The 18,191-nt window shown below is 70.7% G+C and carries 13 protein-coding genes; all 13 read left to right on the top strand.

Annotated elements, in window-relative coordinates:
• Nucleotides 1–2: 2 nt before the first annotated feature.
• The 13 genes from ACFYO8_RS00125 to ACFYO8_RS00185 all read left to right on the top strand — a co-directional run bounded on the left by ACFYO8_RS00125 (nucleotide 3) and on the right by ACFYO8_RS00185 (nucleotide 18,043).
• Nucleotides 3–203 carry a hypothetical protein gene (locus ACFYO8_RS00125; protein WP_327652027.1) on the top strand — a complete coding sequence of 67 codons (201 nt, stop codon included), beginning with the start codon at nucleotides 3–5 and terminating at the stop codon, nucleotides 201–203.
• A complete protein-coding gene (locus ACFYO8_RS00130) occupies nucleotides 200–628 on the top strand; it encodes a TadE/TadG family type IV pilus assembly protein (protein ID WP_387256553.1) in 429 nt (142 codons plus the stop codon). The genes ACFYO8_RS00125 and ACFYO8_RS00130 overlap by 4 nt, the downstream gene beginning before the upstream one ends.
• A gap of 32 nt (nucleotides 629–660) precedes the next feature.
• A complete protein-coding gene (locus ACFYO8_RS00135; RefSeq protein WP_387256554.1) occupies nucleotides 661–1,059 on the top strand; it encodes a TadE/TadG family type IV pilus assembly protein in 399 nt (132 codons plus the stop codon).
• Nucleotides 1,056–1,478, top strand: a complete 423-nt coding sequence (locus tag ACFYO8_RS00140) for a TadE/TadG family type IV pilus assembly protein (RefSeq protein WP_387256555.1) — start codon at nucleotides 1,056–1,058, stop codon at nucleotides 1,476–1,478. Before ACFYO8_RS00135 ends, ACFYO8_RS00140 begins: the two co-directional genes overlap by 4 nt.
• 20 nt (nucleotides 1,479–1,498) lie before the next feature.
• Complete coding sequence (locus tag ACFYO8_RS00145) at nucleotides 1,499–4,903, top strand: LysM peptidoglycan-binding domain-containing protein (RefSeq protein WP_387256556.1); 3,405 nt, start codon at nucleotides 1,499–1,501, stop codon at nucleotides 4,901–4,903.
• A 76-nt stretch (nucleotides 4,904–4,979) separates the two neighbouring features.
• Entirely contained in the window at nucleotides 4,980–5,360 is a 381-nt protein-coding gene (locus ACFYO8_RS00150) for a hypothetical protein (RefSeq protein WP_387256557.1), read from the top strand.
• On the top strand, nucleotides 5,357–6,718 hold the full coding sequence (locus ACFYO8_RS00155; protein WP_387256558.1) for a hypothetical protein: 1,362 nt from the start codon (nucleotides 5,357–5,359) through the stop codon (nucleotides 6,716–6,718). Before ACFYO8_RS00150 ends, ACFYO8_RS00155 begins: the two co-directional genes overlap by 4 nt.
• Before the next feature lie 201 nt (nucleotides 6,719–6,919).
• Entirely contained in the window at nucleotides 6,920–8,419 is a 1,500-nt protein-coding gene (locus ACFYO8_RS00160) for a hypothetical protein (protein ID WP_387256559.1), read from the top strand.
• 10 nt (nucleotides 8,420–8,429) lie between these two features.
• Nucleotides 8,430–9,671 carry a type VII secretion-associated serine protease mycosin gene (gene mycP, locus ACFYO8_RS00165; protein WP_387256560.1) on the top strand — a complete coding sequence of 414 codons (1,242 nt, stop codon included), beginning with the start codon at nucleotides 8,430–8,432 and terminating at the stop codon, nucleotides 9,669–9,671.
• A 164-nt stretch (nucleotides 9,672–9,835) separates the two neighbouring features.
• Nucleotides 9,836–11,392 (top strand): DUF2397 domain-containing protein, encoded by a 1,557-nt coding sequence (locus ACFYO8_RS00170; RefSeq protein WP_387256561.1) that lies wholly within the window; start codon nucleotides 9,836–9,838, stop codon nucleotides 11,390–11,392.
• Nucleotides 11,389–12,579, top strand: coding sequence for a TIGR02678 family protein (locus ACFYO8_RS00175; RefSeq protein WP_387256562.1), 1,191 nt, complete (start codon nucleotides 11,389–11,391; stop codon nucleotides 12,577–12,579). Before ACFYO8_RS00170 ends, ACFYO8_RS00175 begins: the two co-directional genes overlap by 4 nt.
• Nucleotides 12,579–16,898 carry an SbcC/MukB-like Walker B domain-containing protein gene (locus ACFYO8_RS00180; RefSeq protein WP_387256563.1) on the top strand — a complete coding sequence of 1,440 codons (4,320 nt, stop codon included), beginning with the start codon at nucleotides 12,579–12,581 and terminating at the stop codon, nucleotides 16,896–16,898. Before ACFYO8_RS00175 ends, ACFYO8_RS00180 begins: the two co-directional genes overlap by 1 nt.
• Nucleotides 16,895–18,043, top strand: coding sequence for a TIGR02679 domain-containing protein (locus tag ACFYO8_RS00185; protein WP_387256564.1), 1,149 nt, complete (start codon nucleotides 16,895–16,897; stop codon nucleotides 18,041–18,043). The genes ACFYO8_RS00180 and ACFYO8_RS00185 overlap by 4 nt, the downstream gene beginning before the upstream one ends.
• Nucleotides 18,044–18,191: the final 148 nt, after the last annotated feature.

Here is an 18,191-nt window from a genome sequence, read left to right on the forward strand (position 1 = left end):
CCATGCACACCATCCACGACGTCCTCGCGCACCTCGCCACGAACTGGCAGCGCATGACCGATCCGGCCGAGGCCGAGCGAGGCGACAGCCCCGTCGGCACGGCCGTCATCACCGCGATCCTGGTCGCCGGCGCCGTTGTCGTCGCCGGGGCGATCGTCGCGGTCGCCAACGGCTGGGTCGCGCTCATCCCGACCCAGCCATGACGACGCCGCTGGCCACCGCCCGCCCGCGTCCCACCGGGCGCGGACGGGCCGGCTGGTGGCGCGACGACCGGGGCAGCTCGCCGGTGGAGTTCGCCGTCATCGCCCTACCGATGCTGCTGCTGACCTTCGCCGTCGTGCAGACCGGGCTCGTCTTCTTCGCCCAGTCGATCGCGCTGGGCGCCGCCACGCAGGGGGTGAACGCGGCGCGCGGCTACCAGTCGACGGCTGCGGCCGGCGAGGCCCGCGCCACCACCTTCCTATCGACCGCCGGCGCGGGCCTGAACGACCAACAGGTCGTCGTCACCCGCACCGGCGCAGAGGCGCGGGTGACCGTCACCGGCAAGGCGATCACCGTGCTACCCGGGCTCAGCTGGACGATCAGCAAGACCGCGCACGGTCCCGTCGAACGGCCGACCGCGCCATGAATACCCGGCGAAAGCAGGCTCAGCGCGGCTCGGTGAGCATCGAGATGGCAGTGGTGGCGCCGGCCATCCTGGCGCTGTTCGCCGGCGCCGTCATCGGCGGCCGGGTCAACATCGCCCGGCAGGCGCTCGAAGCCGCCGCGTACGACGCCGCCCGGACAGCGTCGCTGGCCCGAACCGCCGACGAGGCGGACGCGCAGGCCTCGGCCGCCGCCGGCTCCACGCTCGACGCCCAGGGACTGAGCTGCACCAGCCTGGAGGTCACCATCTCCACCCGCGGGTTCGACGTGCCGGTCGGGCAGGCCGCCACCGTCACCGCCACGGTCAGCTGCACCGCCACGTTCTCCGACGTCGCGCTGCCCGGGATGCCCGGCACCGTGCCGCTCGAAGCGTCCTTCACCAGCCCGCTGGACACGTACCGGAGCAGGTCGTGACCGCCCTCAGCCGACGCCTGCGGGGCGACGACGGCCGGGTCACGGTCTGGTTCGCCGTCCTCGTGCCGGCCTTCCTCGCCCTGATCGGCCTCGTGGTCGACGGCGGCGCCAAGGTGCGGGCCTACCAACGCGCCGACAACATCGCCGCCGAGGCGGCCCGCGCCGGCGGGCAGGCGATCAAAGCCGGCCAGGCCATCGACGGTGGCACCAAGGAGATCGAGCCCTCGGTAGCCGCCGGCGCCGTGCAGGCGTACCTCGATGATCTCGACGGGGTCACCGGCTCGGTCACCGTTGACGGCGCGCAGCAGCTCACCGTGACGGTCACGGTCACCTACAACCCGATCCTGCTCGACCTGTTCGCCGGAGGAGCGGGCACGACGGTGACCGGTCGCGCGACCGCCACCTTGATCGCGCAATAGCAGCCCGCGAAGGAGTAACAGTGGAACGCACCGCAACCACTACCGGCCGCAGCCGGCAGCTGCTCGCCGGCATCGGCGCGTTCGCCGTGGTCGCGGTGACCGCTGCCCTGCCCGCGCTGCTCGTGTGGGCCGCCGGCAATCCACTGCCCCGCCTGGGCGCGTGGTTCTCGACGCTCACCGACGATCCGCGTGCTGCCACCGGCCAGCTCTGGCAGGCGTTCACCACTCGGGACGACGGGGACCTGTTCCTGCAGACGTTGACGCTGATCGGCTGGATCGCTGTTCTCCTGGCCGCGTGGACCTGGGTCACGTTCCTCGTCGCCCTGGTCGTGGAGGCCGTCGCGCAACTGCGGGGGCGCCGGCACGGCCGGGTGCCGCGCAACGCCGCCCGGATCCCGGGGGCGCGATTCCAGCAGCGCGCGGCGGCCGCCTTGATCGCGGCCATTCTCGGCGCGATCGCCGCGCCGACCCTGGCCTCCGCCGCCGCGCCGGCCGCGCTCACCACCCCGGCGGTGGCCGCACCCCGCTCCGACCACGCGGTGGCCAAACCCACCGCGCCGGCCGACGCCACGACCACTACCGGGTACGTGGAACATCCGGTCGAGCGCGGCGAGAGCCTGCTCGACATCGCCGAGGCGTACAACGTGCCCTGGCAACGTCTGGCCGAGGCCAACCATGGTCTCGCGCAGCCGGACGGCCGCAGCCTGCAGCCCGGCAACACCAGGGTGTACGCCGGCTGGACGCTCCGGATTCCCGTTGCCGCCTCGGCGGTGGCCAGGACCACCCGGGCGCCCGATCGGCTGGTCTACGAGGTGGCGCGCGGCGACTGGTTGGCCGGTGTCGCCGAGCGTTTCCTCGGTGACGCCGACCGCTACCCGGAACTCGTGGCCATCAACTCGGATCTTGAGCGGCGCGACTACCGGTTCCCGGATCACATCGAGCGCGGGTGGCGCATCACCCTGCCGTCCGACGCCCACGACAATGGCGTCGGCGACCACGCCCGGGGCCGGATCGTCGCCGGTGGCCGCACCCAGCCGACTCCGCGCGCTCCCGAAGCCGGCGAGCAGCCGGCTCCGAGTGTTCCGGGGGCCGGCGACGAGCCCATCGCACCTCGTCCGCCGGACCGTGAGGCAGGCGAACCGGTCCCGCCAGTTTCACCTGCGCCGGCTCGACCGAGCGATGCTCCGACGCCGACCGCTTCAGCCAGCTCGTCTTCGCCGACCGCGCGTCCAAGCGGCGAATCAGGGGTTGCGAATCCGGCCCGCGAGCCCGACGCGGCGAGCGAGGACGACGACAGCGACGCCATCGTGTTGGGATCACTCGCCGGGGCAGGCCTGCTCTCCGCGCTGCTGCTGACCGCGGTGCTCCGCCATCGACGCCGCCAACGGCAGCACCGCAGGCCCGGCCGCCGGCTGCCGCACCCTCGTCGCGGTGCCACGGAACGAATCCTGCGCGTCGCCGAGCAACCAGCCGACGTCGACCGGCTCGACCTCGCTCTACGTAGCCTCGCTGCGGCGCTGGCCGAGCGCGAACGACCCGTGCCGGACATCGCCGCCGCCTGGATCGTCGACCAGGCAGTCACGCTCGTGCTCGTCGAGTCATGCCCGCAGCCACCCCGGCCGTGGACCGAGGACGGCGCGCAGTGGACCCTGCCCGGGGACGCGGCCGTGCCAGCCGTCGCCGAACAGCTCGCACCGCTGCCCACCCTCGTCGCGGTGGGATCACAGCCCGGCCGGCACCTGCTGCTCGATCTCGAACGGCTCGGCGACCTGACCATCGCCGGCGACGGTGAACAGACCGCTGCCCTGCTGCGCTACTTGGCCTGCGAACTCGCCTGCAACACCTGGTCGGACGACGTCGAAGTCATCATCGCCGGCTTCCCGGCGCCGCAGACCGAACTGCTCGTCGCCCTCAACCCGGACCGCGTCCGCGCGACGTCATCGGTTCACGAGGCCGTCGCACGGCTGCGACGGCGGGCCGCCGCGGTGACGGCCGGCCTGCACGCGTCCGGAGCGCCCGACACCCTCGCCGGTCGCCTCACCGACGTCGGCGAGGCCTGGGCACCTCAGGTGCTGCTCGTCGCCGAGCCCGACGAGGACGACCTCGACGTGCTCCACGATTTCGCAAAGGAGCTGCGGGACGCCGGCAGGTGCGCCGTCGCCGTCGTCAGCACCGGCGCTCGCGGCGCCGCCGGCTCGAGCACCATCGTTCTGGATGAGGACGGCCGGCTCCACCTCGCGCTGCCCTACCTCCAGGTCGAGGGGGCCGCAGCCGGACTACCCGTACGCGAGCTGGAGCCGCTCGTCGAGATCATGGCGCAGGCACGGGCCGCGACTGACGAACCGACGCCGCCGGCCACGGAACCGGAGGATTGGGCGGAGGGCACCGACGCCGCCGGATCGGTGCTCGATCTCCTGACCGGTGGCGAGCCATCGGTCCCGAGGACGGCACCGGCCGATACCCGCTCGTCGGCGCCGGCGGATCCCATCGTCGCCATACCGGCCCTGGGCCGACCTCCCACGGCCGACGTCACCCCGCGCCGCGAGGTCACCGCTGCGATCCGCCAACGACGCCGCCAAGCCGACCCGGATCTCGACACCGATCTGCGGTCCTGGCGTGAGCAGGACCCGACTCGCCCGCGCATCGGCGTGCTCGGGTCCGTCGTCGTCGACGCGCCCGGCCCGGTTCCGGACCAGCGCCGGCGCTTCCACGGCGAACTTATCGTCTACCTCGCCCAGCGTGGCGCCCGTGGAGCCTCCGCCGAGCAGCTCACCGACGCGCTGTGGCCCGACCAGCAGGTCAAGGACGCCAGCCGCCGGGTGGCCATCACGCGAGCCCGCCGCTGGCTCGGCGAAGCGCCCGACGGCACTTCCTGGCTGCCCGAGATGGGCTCCGATCGGCTCTATCGACTGCGCGACGGCTACCTGCTGGACTGGCATCTGTTCCGCCGACTGCGCAGTCGAGGCGAGAGCCGCGGAGTGGCCGGCGTCAAGGACCTACGAGCCGCGTTGGAGCTCGTCCGCGGCGTACCGCTCGACGGCGCCGAGCGCGCCTACGCCGTTGGCACCCGCAACCCGTTCACCTGGCTGCCCGAGTCCGACATCTACCCGGGACACCTCACCTCCGCGATCGTGGACACCGCCCACGAGCTCGCCGAGCTGTACCTCGACGCCGGTGACCCGACCGGTGCGCGGTGGGCCGTGCAGCAGGCCTGGTTGGCCGACCCGGAGCGCGGTGACGACGGGCCGTGGCACGACATCATCCGCGTCGCCCATGCCGAGGGGCACACCGCAGAGCTGCGGAACCTGCTCGGAGAGCTGATGCGGGTACGCGAGGCCGAGGTACCGGAGGACCTGACCCCTGCCACGTACGCCCTGCTGCGCGAACTCCTGCCCGACCTGCTCACGGCCAGTACCAGCAGCTGATGACCGACAAGTGCGAACTGATCAGACCGACCGATGGGAGTGGACGACCGTGCTGACCTCGAATCAAGCTCACGGCATGGACTACATCGAGGCGACGAGGGAGGTGTGCGCCGGCCTCGCGGATGCCTTGGACGACACCACTGCGGTCGGCGCCGTCCACCTGGCGATCGAGGCGTGGAAGCGCCTCTCCGGTACCGACCTCGCCTGGGACCGCTTCGGCCTGGAGATGCTCGACATCCGTGCCCGGCTCTACGCCGACCACGACGAGGTGGTGGTCGACGCCGCAGCGCCGGCGCGTGATGACGCCGAGACCCGCCGGGCCGTCGCGACGTTGGTGGAGCGCCTTGCCCGCTACCACGAACGCCTCGCCACCTGCGACGGCGATGACCTCGCCCGACGGCTCGCACACGACGCGGCTGCCCAGCAGCTACGACGCGCGGCCGCGGCACTGGCATGACGATCGGCCACTGGCACCGCAGGGCAGAGAGGGCCCTACGCGCGGCGGCCACCGCGATGGGCCAGCAACCGCCGGACACCGCAGCGGACATCAACGCGGTGGTCAACGCCCGCGGTGCTGTTTACGCACAGATGACCCGGACGACCGAGCTGCTGGCTGGTGGGCGGCCGGCCGTGGAGAGACTGGACCGGGCCGGTGCTGAGGTGCTGATGGCCAGACACGGTCAACGACTGACCCAGTTCTACGCCGGGCTCCAGGCCGCCACACTCATCGACCGGCAGTTTCCGCCATCACGCAGCGCGGCGACGGCTGGACCGGCGCGGACGCTGCGCCGCGCCGCGGATGCCATCGGCGTGATCGGGGACATCCTCGCCAGCCATGTTCCGCCGGGGCAGCGGCCCCCGACACCTGAGGGGTTCGCCATCCGGCAAGGAGGCGGCGTCCCGTCGGGTCTCGCCGACGTCGCCAGGCTCACGTCGAGCCTCGTCGTACTCGACATGGCGTTGCCCGCATGGCTCGACCACGGACCAGCTCACCTGATCGAGATCTACCGCCCGGTGGCGGAGGCCGCCCGGTGGACGGCGAACAGCGGCCTCAGCCGCACCGCGCGAGAGCTGATCGCCGCCGGCCGGGGACAGCCGTCCCTGCACGGACTCGACGTCGCCCGTTCGCCGCTGGATCCGGCACCCGACATCCGTACCGTCGATGACGCGGTCGCGGCCGTCGCGGCCGCGCGGAGCTGGCTGTGGCAGCACCCGCGGCACCTCACCGGTGTCCACCTGCAGCTCGGCACTCAGCTGGGCCTGGCGGTGCACGTCGCCACCAGCGACGTGACGCCAGCGATGGTGGGTGGGTGGCGGCGCGCGGCCATCGCCGCGACCGAGTTACGCTCCACCCCACCGGTCGGCCCAGCCCGCGACGCTGCCGGTGAGTTGGCGGAAGCACTGCGGTGGACGCGGTCACACCTGACGGCCGACCCTCCTACACCTGCCCGCGAGCTCGCACGTCTCAGCCATGAGCTGCCGTTCCTCGCGGCGACGCTGCACAAGGGCCTGACCGCGGCGGTACGGCGCAGCGAGCTGTTCGTCAAAGCAGAGGGTGTGCTGACCCGCCCCGCCGGATCAGTCGTCTTCCGTGCCGTGCAGCGGTGGCGACCCGCCGTGATCTACGACGACGCGATTCAGGATCTTGGCCGAGGGCTGTTGGAGCGCCGTGATTTCGAGAACGACGGTGGGCGGATAGGACCTGCGGCCCGCGCCTTTCCTCGCCCGCCACGTCCTCGGTCACCGACGTCGCAGCCTTCGAACCCGCCGACGGTCGAAGCGGCGCCAGGTCGCGGTCACGGGCGATCACGTTGATCCCGGCTGCAAGGCACCCACGCCTGCCGCTGCTCTCTGGATTGGGTCGACTACTGTAGGCTCTCGTCATCTCGGGGGAGGGCGCTCAGTGGTGCAACTTCATCTCGTGCCGCGGCCGCGCTTCGCGGTCGATCTGCTCCAGGTCGTCGCTCCGGCATGGCCGGAGCACACGCCTTCCCGTCTGGGCTGAGGGGGAGGGCGATGGCAGGTACGTGGGAGCAGTGCGTCCGTGAGGTGACGCTGTCGGCGGACCCGGACCTGGTCGGCGAGGTAGGTATCGGCTGGAACAATCTCTCCACCACTCTGGGATACCTGCGGGATGCGTTGGTCGGGCGTTCCTTCGTCGGCCCGATCGCGCCCGGCACCGTGCGCCCGCACACCGATGGTCTGCCCGGCATGCTCGCTGGCTGGACCGGCAGCGGCGGCGACGCGTACCGCGAGCATCTGAGCGACATCGGCCAGAGCATCGAGGAGCTGATCACCACCGCGAGCAACGTCGGCGGCGCGCTGTCGCGGATCGAGGGTGACATCCGCAAGGCGGTCGCGAGCATCCCGATCCCGCTGATGGACGACTTCGGCGTCAACGAGTGGAGCCTGCCCAACGGCGGCGAGCTCGACGACGCCAACGACGGCGAGAACGCGTCCGGCTTCCTGGCCGCGCTGCGCGCCGACTACCGCAGTGACCCGTCGTCGTACGCCGACGGCGCGTTCCGGGAAAAGGCCGACGACCTGGAAGCGACCATGAAAGTCGACGGCCAGGCCAGCGACCACAAGCGCGGCGGCTTCTGGGACACCAGTTCCCATTTGAACAACTGGTATCGGGACAACCAGCAGGTGGCCACCAGCGCCATGGCGCCGCTACCCGAGGCGGTGGCGACCGAGCGGCCGCGGCTCGACGTACCGCCGGCTGACGACGGCGGCAGCTCTGACGGTTACCGTCGTCGAATCCCTCCGTCCGGATACACCCCGAGCGGGCTGGACGGCGGCTTCGGCGGTGGCGGCGGCTCCGCCTTCGGAGGCGGTTCCGGTTCCGGCGGCGGTGCTGCCCTCGGCAGCAACACGGGCTTGGGCGCTGGCGGTTCCTCCGGTGGCAACTCGTCCTCCGTCGGAGTCCCGTCAACTGGCGGCAGTTCCGGTGGCGACCTCACTGGCGGTGCAGGCTCGTACACCCCGCCGTCCCACCCGCACGACGGCGGCCCAGCTGCGGATCTCGGCCTTGGCACCAGCCTGGCAGGCGCCGGCGGTCCGACCGTCGGGGGCGCCGGCCTGGGCGGTGCGTCGAGCCTGGGGCTGGGCAGCCAGAGCCCGCTCGGTGGCGGTGCGGGCCTTGGGCTCGGCGCACCGGGCGCCGCAGGTGGCGTCGGCCTCGGGGTCGGGGGTGGAATCGGCGGAGGTGGTTCCGTCGTCGGCGGTGGGGTAAACCCGGTCGGCGTTCCCGGCATGGTCGGCGGTGGTAACGGTCGGGTGCCGCCAATGACGAGCGCGGCCAGCGCGCTGCGCAATGCCAGCGGTGCCGGTCGCGCTGGCACCGGCGCGGGCGCCTCGCGTGGCAGCGCCGGCGGGATGATCGGCGGTTCCGGTGCGGCCGGACGCGGTGGCGGCAGCGAGTACGACGAGCCCGATCCGGAGTCGTCATGGTTGACTGAGGATGACGATCCTTGGGGCCGTGATGACACCGGTTCCCCCGGCATTCTGCGATGAGGACGGACGGATGAACGTGAAGGTCGGCGTGCTCCGGCCCGTCGCGGCCGGCCTGCTGAGCATGCTCATGGTCGGTGCGGCCGCCCAGCCCGCTGCTGCCGCTCCCCAGCGGGCCGAGCAGTGGTACCTGGACGAGCTTCGCATCGATCAGGTGCGCAAGCTGTCGACCGGCCGTGGCGTGATCGTCGGGGTGGTGGACAGCGGCGTCGACGCCACCCATCCGGACATTCGGGGCCGGGTGCTTCCGGGCGGGCGCAGCTATGGCGCGGTCGGCGACGGCCGCGCCGACGAGGAGGGCCATGGCACTCACATGGCCGGCATCATCGCGGCGACGAACGCCGCCGCCGACGGTGTGGACGGCATCGCTCCGGGTGCCAGGATTCTCCCCATCAAGATCAAGAAGGGGAAGGGTCTGGCCAGCAGGAAGGCGATCGCTAAGGGCATCCGGATGGCGGTCGACGGTGGCGCCACGGTGGTCAACGTGTCCGTCGGAGGGGTGGCTGCGGCCTCGGCGGAGGAGAAGGAGGCCATCACGTACGCCCTCGCCAAGGACGTCGTCGTGGTCGTCGCCGCCGGCAACATCGCCAAGGGGGAGCGGGCCGTCACCTCGCCGGCGAATATTCCCGGCGTGATCGCGGTGACCGGCACGACCCGTGGCGGCGCATTCTGGTCCGGCTCCGTGCAGGGCCCGGAGTCCGTGGTGTCAGCCCCCGGCGACAGCATCTTCAACATCGGTCCGGATCACGGCTACGGCTGGGGTGACGGCACCTCTGACTCCGCCGCCATCGTCTCCGGCATCGCGGCACTGATCCGGTCGAAGTATCCGGACCTGGACGCGACGAACGTGATCAACAGGATCATCCGGACCGCCCGCGACGCCGGCCCGAAGGGCCGCGATCCGCGGTACGGCTTCGGTGTAATCGACCCGGTGGCTGCGCTGACCGCGGACGTGCCGAAAGCCTCCGAGAACCCCCTGCTCGGCCCGGCGGTCCCGCCCAGCAGTGCTGCCCAGGCAGCCGAGGATGACAACTTCGATGTGACCAAGTACGGCGATCAGGGCGGTCCGAGTGACCAACAGGTTGCGGTGATCGCCGTCGGGGTCGGCCTGATGGTGGTGATCCTGCTGGCGTTGGCGATCTTCTTGATCTGGAATCGTCGGCGCCACAAGGCCGAGGCCGCTGGTGGAGCGGGTGTTCGAGACGACCTGCTCGAAGAGGTCCCTTCTGGTGGACCGCCTCACCAATCACGTTGATCCGCTGGCCTGAGTGGAGCCTGTAACGCCCTGGTCACTGAAGCGGATATTGCCTGGTCAAGTTGTCGGAGGGTCTACATATGCTGCGGGGCTTGGGCGGGCAGCGTTGTCGTCTGAAGCGCTCGGGCAGATGGGCAATGGTCCAGCGCTGAAAGGGGTTCCAGGTGCCGCCAATAGTTCCGGGGGGAGACGTCGCCGGCGCGGATGCGTGGCAACTGGGCGGCATGCCCGGTGGCCTGCTGCAAGCGAGCTATCTGACGCCGGGCAGGTACGCCGCCCAGTACCGGGCGATCGTTGACGTGTTGCTCGCGCAGCAGCAGCACACCCTGACCGGCGTCGCCGCCACGGATCTCCCCGACCTCATCCGGGCGCATCTGGCCGCCTCGGGTGCGGACGCCGCCCTAGCCGACGAAGCAGGGTTCGACCTGCCAGCGCGGATGACAAGCCTGGAGCGGTGGGGTGTCGTCGACCGGTTCCAGGACCGGGCACTCCGGGACGCGGACTTCATCCGGAACTTGGACCGGTTCCAGCTGACTGAGATCGCCGCGCAGCTACACCAGGCGGTCACGAGTCTCGGGCAGGACGCTGCGGCGGCAGCCGCGGCCACGCTGGCGCCCGGCGTGTTGACCGCGAATCTGACACAACTGCGTGATCTCGCCGAATCGGATCCGGGCGAGGCGGCGAGCGTGTGGTCGATCATCTTGAACACCCACCAGTCGATGGCGAGGGCTGCGGCCGGGTGGCAGGCCAGGCTGGCGTCCGCACTGGCCGGCACCCCGACCGTCGCCAAGATCACGGTGGTGCAGGAGACCCTGCGCCGGTACGTCGACATGTGGGGCGCCGGCGTCGACGTGCATTCGGAGACGATCACCCGCCGGGTGAACGAACTAGGTTCGGTCCCGGACGGTGCGTGGCGAGCGGTTGCCGCCCGCATGCTGGGGCCGAACGCCGACGATCCGGCGATCCTGGACCTGATCGGGACGTACCGGCAGACCTTGGAGACGCTGCGTTCCTGGTTCGATGGGCCGGACTGTCAGGCGCGGCGGTTGCGGCGGCAGATGCGCGACACGATCGGTCCGTTGTTGCGCGGGCAGCGGACTCTGGCCGCAGTCGGTGGGCACATGTCCCGGCGCGCGGAGCTGCTCGCTCTGGCGGCTCGAGTCGAAGCCGCTGGCGACGACGACGCAGGCTGGCAGGTGTGGTGCAACGCCACTGGCCTGTACGCAGCCCGGCATCTGCCTGGGGTGGCGCCGGCCCCGGCCGGTAACCCATCCGCATCGTCGTGGTGGGAGTCCGAAACGGTGCCGGTCGAAGCCCGGCTCCGCAAGCAGGGGCCACGCGGTACGACCGGGGCGCCGGCGCGGCTGGCCGATAACACCGGCAACCGGAGGATGGCGCGGGCGAATGCGGTGGCGCAGCAGTCCTTGGCGGCGCAGACCGAAGCGACGGTAGTGGGCCGCTCGGGCATGCGGTTATCGGAGTGGCCCCCGATCTCGGAGGCGGAGACGACGCTGCTGCTGCAGTTCCTGACCGCGATGCTGCGGGGCACATCGGCGGGGCCCGGGACGCGGACCGCGACGACCGGGGACGGCCGCTGGTCGTTGCGGACCGAGCCGGTTCCCGGCGGCGCGGACGCGGTGATCCACACACCGGCGGGCCGGCTCGTGCACCCGGATCTGTTCTTGTACATCTCCACCGCTACGACCGGGAGCATCGGATGAGCGCCAGGACGTCGGAACAGCAGATCGCTGCGCAGCACGCGTTCGTCGGTCTGCTCGCCGAGCCGATGATCACCCCGGCCACGAACCGAGAGTTGTTCCGGCTGGTGGTTCGTTATCAGCAGCCGCTGTTGGAGGCCGCGCGCCGTCTCGGGTACCGGATACAGCGGGTCGGTCAGGCGGCCCGGCTGATCCGGGTACCGGTCGGTGGATCGGCGACTATTCCGCCGCGGCCATCTGACGCCCCGTCTCGAAGGCTGCTGGCGCTGATGTGCCTGATCGCGGCATGCTGCGAGGAGGTGTCCGGGACGGTCACCCTGCAGCGCCTGTCCGACATGGTCCGTGACGTGTGCGCTGCCCCCGGCGTTCAGGTGTCGCCCTACGACCCGGACATCAAGTCTGAGCGTCGGCAGCTGCGGGACGCGGCGGCGCTGTTGGCCCGCTGGGGTGTGCTGAATCGGCGGACCAGCGACGAGAGGATGCTGGACGAATGGACTGAGGACGGGTCCGGTCCCGGCGCAGGCTTCGAAGTCGACAGGGACGCGCTGCTGCTGATGACCAGCCCGGACGTGCTCGCCGCCGCGTTGCAGCCGGAGCCAGCGGACGCGGACGCGACCCGCACGATCCGGCTGCTGCGGGCCCTGGTCGAAACCCCGGCCGTGCTCTACGCCGACCTCGATCCGACCGATGCGGACACGCTGCGCCGGCACCGATCCCGATACGCCGGCTATCTGGCGCAGATGACCGGCGGTGCGATCGAGGCCCGGCAGGAAGGGCTCCTGTTGGTTTTGGGCAACGGCGACGGACGTCCGCCGACGGTCGCCGACTGGCCGCGGGCGAAAGCCGCGGACTGGGTCGCTCTGCTTGCCGCGGACCAAGCCGGCCGCGACGGTGTCCGCCACGACGACGGCACGGTCCGCCTGACCCGGGCCATGGTCGACGAGTTGATCGACGATCTGATCCGGTCGCGGGGCACGTACATGAACGACCGGCAGAAAGGCGACCCGCAGGTCGTCCTCGGCGACGTCCAGCGGGTCCTGACCGAGCTTGGCCTGCTGCGGGTCACCAGTGACGGCGGCTGGGTGTTGCTACCGACCGCCGCCCGCTACCGGGACCCGGACGTGCTCTATCCCGAAACCACCGGCCGCACCTCGTCCGCCGCTGACCTCACCGCTGTGGAGATTGTCTGATGCCCGCCCTCGCCGGCCTGACCGTACCGTCACCGGGCCCGCACCTGTCCGACGAACAGCTCGCCGGATGGCGTGACGCCGTCGCGCACGGCCGGCTGCCGGATCCGGTCCGCGGCCGGTGGCAGATCCTGCGGGCCGGGGTCATCGGCTTGTGGGAGTTTGACGTCGCCGAGTACGTGTTCGCTGATGGCCGCGCCCAGTTCGTCGGCGCGAACCAGTCCGGCAAGTCGACGCTGATGACGTTGACGACACTGATCATGCTCGCCGGCAACCTTGAACGGCAGAACATCGATACCTTCGGTGACTCCGGCAAGGACTTTCGGTACTACGTCGAGCCCTCCAGCAACGACCAGGATCGCCGCGACGACTCGGCCACCGCGCATCGCGGCTGGGCGTGGGTCGAGTACGGCCGGATCCGTGACGACGGTGCCTCGGAGTTCTTCACCACGCTGCTGTACGCGCAGGCCAAACGGGGCGTGTCGCAGCTGACCCGCACCTGGATGATCTGCCATGGCATCGCACGGGTCCGCGCCGGCCTCGACCTGGTCAGCGGGCAGGCGGTCACCGAACCGAAACACCTCGACGGCATCGACGGAGTCCAGGCTTTTCCTACCGGCACGCACTATCGGCGCAAACTGACCACCGCACTGTTTGGGTTCACCGATGAAGACCGGTACGCGACCGTTCTCGAACTGCTCAAGACGCTGCGGACCCCGCATCTGGGGCAGAAACTGAATCCGGACTGGTTCACCAACCAGATCCGCTCGGCGTTGCCGCCGCTGGCCCGTGACGAGATCGAAGGACTCGCCTCTGGCTGGCAGCAGGTCGAGCAGGTCGGCGCCGATCGCACCGACGCCGAGGAGGCCCGGTCCGCGATCGTGGACTACGTCGCCAAGGCGTGGCGGCCGTGGGCGGACGCCGTGTTGCGACAGCATGCCGATGCTCTCACCGAAGCCCATGCAGCGCTGAAGGCGGCGTCGACTGAGATGGACGCCGCCGCCGCGAGGTTGGATCAGGCGCAGCGGGAATTTGACGCCGAAAAAGAGAAGACTCAGCAGCTCACTGGCGCCGCCGAGCGTAACCGCGGAGCGCATCGGCAGCTGCTGGAGTCCGCGGCCTACAAGAGCGCGACCGGTCGGGCTGAAGCCGCGACCTTCGCCCGCCGCACCGCCAACCAAGCCGCCTCCCGTGCCGAGGAAGCGGTGAAGGCGTTGGTCACGCTGCGCATCCTGTATGAGCAGGCCTTGGCCGACCAGATCGAGGCGCAGGCGGACCTGGAGACCGCCCGCACCGCCTACCAGGCAGCAGTAGCCGCCACCGTCGCAGCCGCAGGTACGGCGATGCTCGGGGACCAGGCGGCCAAGTGGGCCGCCGACGCGGATACTGCCCGGTTGGAGGCGGCCGTTGCCGCTCGTAGGACCGCGTTAGCCACCCTGCGGAACCTGCTGTGGGAGGTGAATCGGCTGGCTGCGACATATCGGGCAGCCGACGACCTGGCGAGTGACTCAGAAGCGGACCTCAACAGGCGTAACGCCGATGCCGAGTCGGCCGCCGGCACGCTCAACGATGCGATACAGCAGCTGTCCGACGATGTAGAACGGTGGGCCGCCGCCCTTACCGGTCCCGCACCTGAGCTGGCCCTTCGGCAGCGGTGGCTCGAGCACGTTACGACGGAGTCGATCGGCGCAAGTCCGCGTCAGGTGCTGCAGCAGCTGCTCGTGCGGGACTGGCTCACCCCGGCCGTCGACCCGCGGACCACCCGGGTGGCACAGCTCCGTGCCGAAGCCGAACAGCAGCAATCCGCGGCGATCGCCGCTGGCCGGGAAGCCAGCGAGCTGGCGATGCAGAGTGACCCAATCCCGCCACCTCCGGCCGGCTGGACCCGCCGCCTGCGGCCGCCGTTCCCGTCCGCGGACGGGGCGCCGCTGTGGCGGCTGGTCGACCCCGCAGACGGGGTTGGGCGGGAGGTGCTGGACCAGGTAGAGGCTGCCTTGACCGCTGCAGGTCTGCTCGACGCGTGGGTCACCGTCGACGGTGTGTATACCGCAGGCCGCGATGGCACGGACGTGATCGCTACGAGCCTGCCAGCGGCGACCGGTCCGGCGCTGTCGACGGTGCTCGTACCGGCCGGCGACAGCGGCCCGCTGACCGCGACCGTCACGGCGATCCTCGCGGGGATCGGGTTCACCCCGGCCGGCCAGCCGCACGCCAATGCGGTCGCCGTCGCCGTCGACGGCCGCTGGCAGACCCCGACCTCCGCCGGTCAAGCGGGTCCGGCCCAACATGGTGCCGAGCTGATCGGCGCCGCCGCCCGCGCCGCCGCCCGGCAACGCCGGATCACCGAGTTGCACGAGCTGGCCGAGCAGCACCGCACGAGTGCCGATGACGCGACCGAGGCTGCAGACGCCCTAGTCGATGAGATCGCCGCACTGCGGGCTGCGGCGGAGCAGGCGCCGTCGGACGGTGACGTGGTCGCCGCCGCTTTGGCGTTGACGGCTGCCAACCGCGAACGCGACACCGCTCAGCGCAAGCACGTGTCCCTGGCCCGCAAGGCCGACGCCGCCCGCCAAGTCTGGGAGACCGCGACCGCCGACGCGACTACCCACGCGCTCGAACACCGGTTGCCGAACTCCGACCAGCACCTTGAGGCCGTCAACGACGCGTTGAATCGTGCGGCAGACGCGATCGGTAAGCTCCGGCTCGCCGTTCAGGGCAGTCTCACCTCGGAGCGGGCCAGCGCCGAAGCGGAATCGAAGGTCATCGAGTCCGAAGCACACCTCGACGCTGGCGTCGAAGTGGAGCAGGCCGCAGCGGCCGAGGCGGCGTTGCTCGATGAGCAGGCGACCGAGGCGGAGAAGGCAATCGCGCGCGGGGACCAGGACTTGTTCGACCGGGCTGCCGAACTCGATCGCAACGCCGAGGCGCTCAAATCGGCAATAGCCGATTCCCACCGGGACGGTCTCGCCCTGGCTGGAGCCTCCGCGACCGCACAGAGCGACTGGGAACTTCGCTGCCGGGAGCACAGCACCGCCGAACGGGATCGTGCCGCCGCCGCCATCAGCTGGTGGATTCCGGTCGACTCAGGGCTCGCCGCGGCTCGCAACCTGCCCGAGCCGCCTGGGCGCACCATCGACGATGCCTTGCAGCAGGCCCGCACCGCCATCGCCGACCTTCGGCCGCCGAGCTGGCCGGCGACGCGCACCGGACGTGAGGACCGGGTCCGGCAGATGACCGCCCGGCTGTTCGCCAGCCCCTACACCGAGCTGCAGGCCAGTCTCGAAGCCAAAGGCGGCCGCGCCGTGCACGCCGCCGAGGCTGACGACGCCCGGCCGCTACCCGAGATCACGATGGTGGTGGAAGCCTCCGGAAAGCAACTCACGCCGGCCGCCGCGATCGCGCATCTCGACGACCAGATCGCGAAGCTGTCCGCGACTCACGACGAGAAGCTGCACCAGATGTATACGCAGATCCTGTCGTCGACGTTCATCAACCACCTGCGCGACCGACTCAAGCGAGTTCTAAGCCTGCTGAACACCGTCAATGAGGTTCTTCAGCGACACCCGACCGGAGCAAATCGAACCACGCTGCGGCTGCGTAGGCATCCTCGCAACGAACAGCAGTCCGGCTACAAGATCTTGCGTGCACTGGAGTCCGGCACTTTCGAATCCGACGCTGCCCAGGAGCAACTGCAGGCCTTCCTCATCGACCGGCTCCAGCAGGTCCAGGAAGCCGGCCTGCCCGGCGTCGACGACTGGACCGACCGGCTCGCCACCCTGCTCGACTACCGTGACTGGTTCGACGTCGTGTGCGAGTTCCGGGTCGGGACCGCTACCGACCCGAAATGGAAGCCGCTGACGAAACAGGTCCACGCGGTCGACTCCGGCGGCGGCAAGGTCGTCACCCTGATGCAACCCTTGCTGGCCACCCTCGTTGCTCTGTACTCGGACAACCCGGCCGGACCCCGCCCGCTGTGGCTCGACGAGGCGTTCGAAGGCGTCGACCCCAACAACCGGGCGATCATGCTGCGGATGCTGTGCGACTTCGACCTCGACTTCCTGCTCGCCGGCCCTGGCGCCCTCGTCGCCGCAGCCCAGGTTCCCGCCGCCGCCATCTGGACCATCACCCGGGCACCGGCGCCGCTGCCCGGCGTCGATCTGTCCCTGATGTTGTGGGCCGGTAACACGATGCAGATCGTGCCGGTCGCCGATACCGCCGCGCCGCTGCTGGCCATTCCGCGACCGACCGGACAGGACGGCCCCGACCTACTTTCCACGCTAACGGCTGATGCTGGGGCTCTCGGCAGCAGGGACATGCGGTGAGCGTTGCTGCGGACCGATGGGCCAACCTACCGGGCCCGACGAAAGTCCTCGCGGCCGCGCGCGACCTGCTGGAGAACGGCAAGACCGGCCTTAACGTCACCGTTCGCGTCACCCTCGATGCGGCTGAACGGGACCAGGTCGGACGGATCCTCGGTATGGCCTGGGAAGCCTCCGCTGCGCCGGTCACCCTCGGCCGGCTGCGCAAAGCCCTGCGAGGCTTGGACGACAGCCTGGAAGACCTCCTCGTCCGGCTCGGTGGCCCACTCGACGACCGGGTGGCCAAGCGCGACTCGGATCGGCAAGCAGCCAAGGACCACATTGACAGCGCCTATGCCGTCCTGACCGGTGCGGGCATCCCTGAGCATGCGGTTGCGCTCGCCCGCATCCGGCGCTGGCTCGAGCACACCAGCCCCGATCTGGCTGACAGTCGCGCCCAGGCTCTCGCCCTGCTGTGGCAGCACCTGCCCGCTGCCAGCCGCCCACTCCCGGAACTCGCGAACTCGCTGTTCGGCAATCCGCACCATCTCGACCGTGACGCCGACCTCGGTCGCCTCGCCGCCCGCCTGCTTGCCGCTGCAGATGCGACGGACCCCGGAGCGGCGGCGGTCGCGGCCGGTGCCGCGTTGAGCGCCGATACGTGGCGGCAAGTGTGGGCGAGGGTGGGGGTCAGCTGCGACGAAGTGTCGGCGACTGTCCTCGTCCTCAATCTGCCTCTGATCGGCTCCGGCGCCGCAGCGGCAATCACCGCCGCGGCTGCCGAGACCGGTGAGCCGGTCTGGCTGACAGCCCGATCGCTGCGCCGCGGGTGGAAACCCGGATCCGGTCTTCACACCGTCCGGGTCTGCGAGAACCCCGTCGTGGTCGAAACTGCGGCGGTACGGCTCGGCCCTCATGCCCTACCGCTGATCTGCGTGTACGGGCGTCCGTCGAGCGCGGCATGGCTCCTGCTGGAGGGACTGGCCGCCGCCGGAGTCCGCCTGCTGATGACCTGTGACCGCGACACCGCCGGGCAGCAGTTCCTCACCGAACTCCTGCGTCTGCCCGGCGCGGTTGAATGGCTTGCCGAGGCTGACGGCGTCTACGAGGAATCGAGGCTGACGGACCTGCTGACAGACCTGACCCCTACATCGCTATCCGGTAGTTGAGCCGGAGCCAGCCCCGGGGTTGTGGGCCACGCTGCTGTCGCGGTATGACGTGGAGTGCAGAGCTAAGCCTTGTGGGGGCGCTGGTGGAGCGATCCCTAGCGATCACGGAAGGCAGCGGGTCGGTGACACCCGTTGATAGGGTCGTCGC

This window comes from Micromonospora sp. NPDC005257 (assembly GCF_042872445.1).
Lineage (GTDB): Bacteria > Actinomycetota > Actinomycetes > Mycobacteriales > Micromonosporaceae > Micromonospora.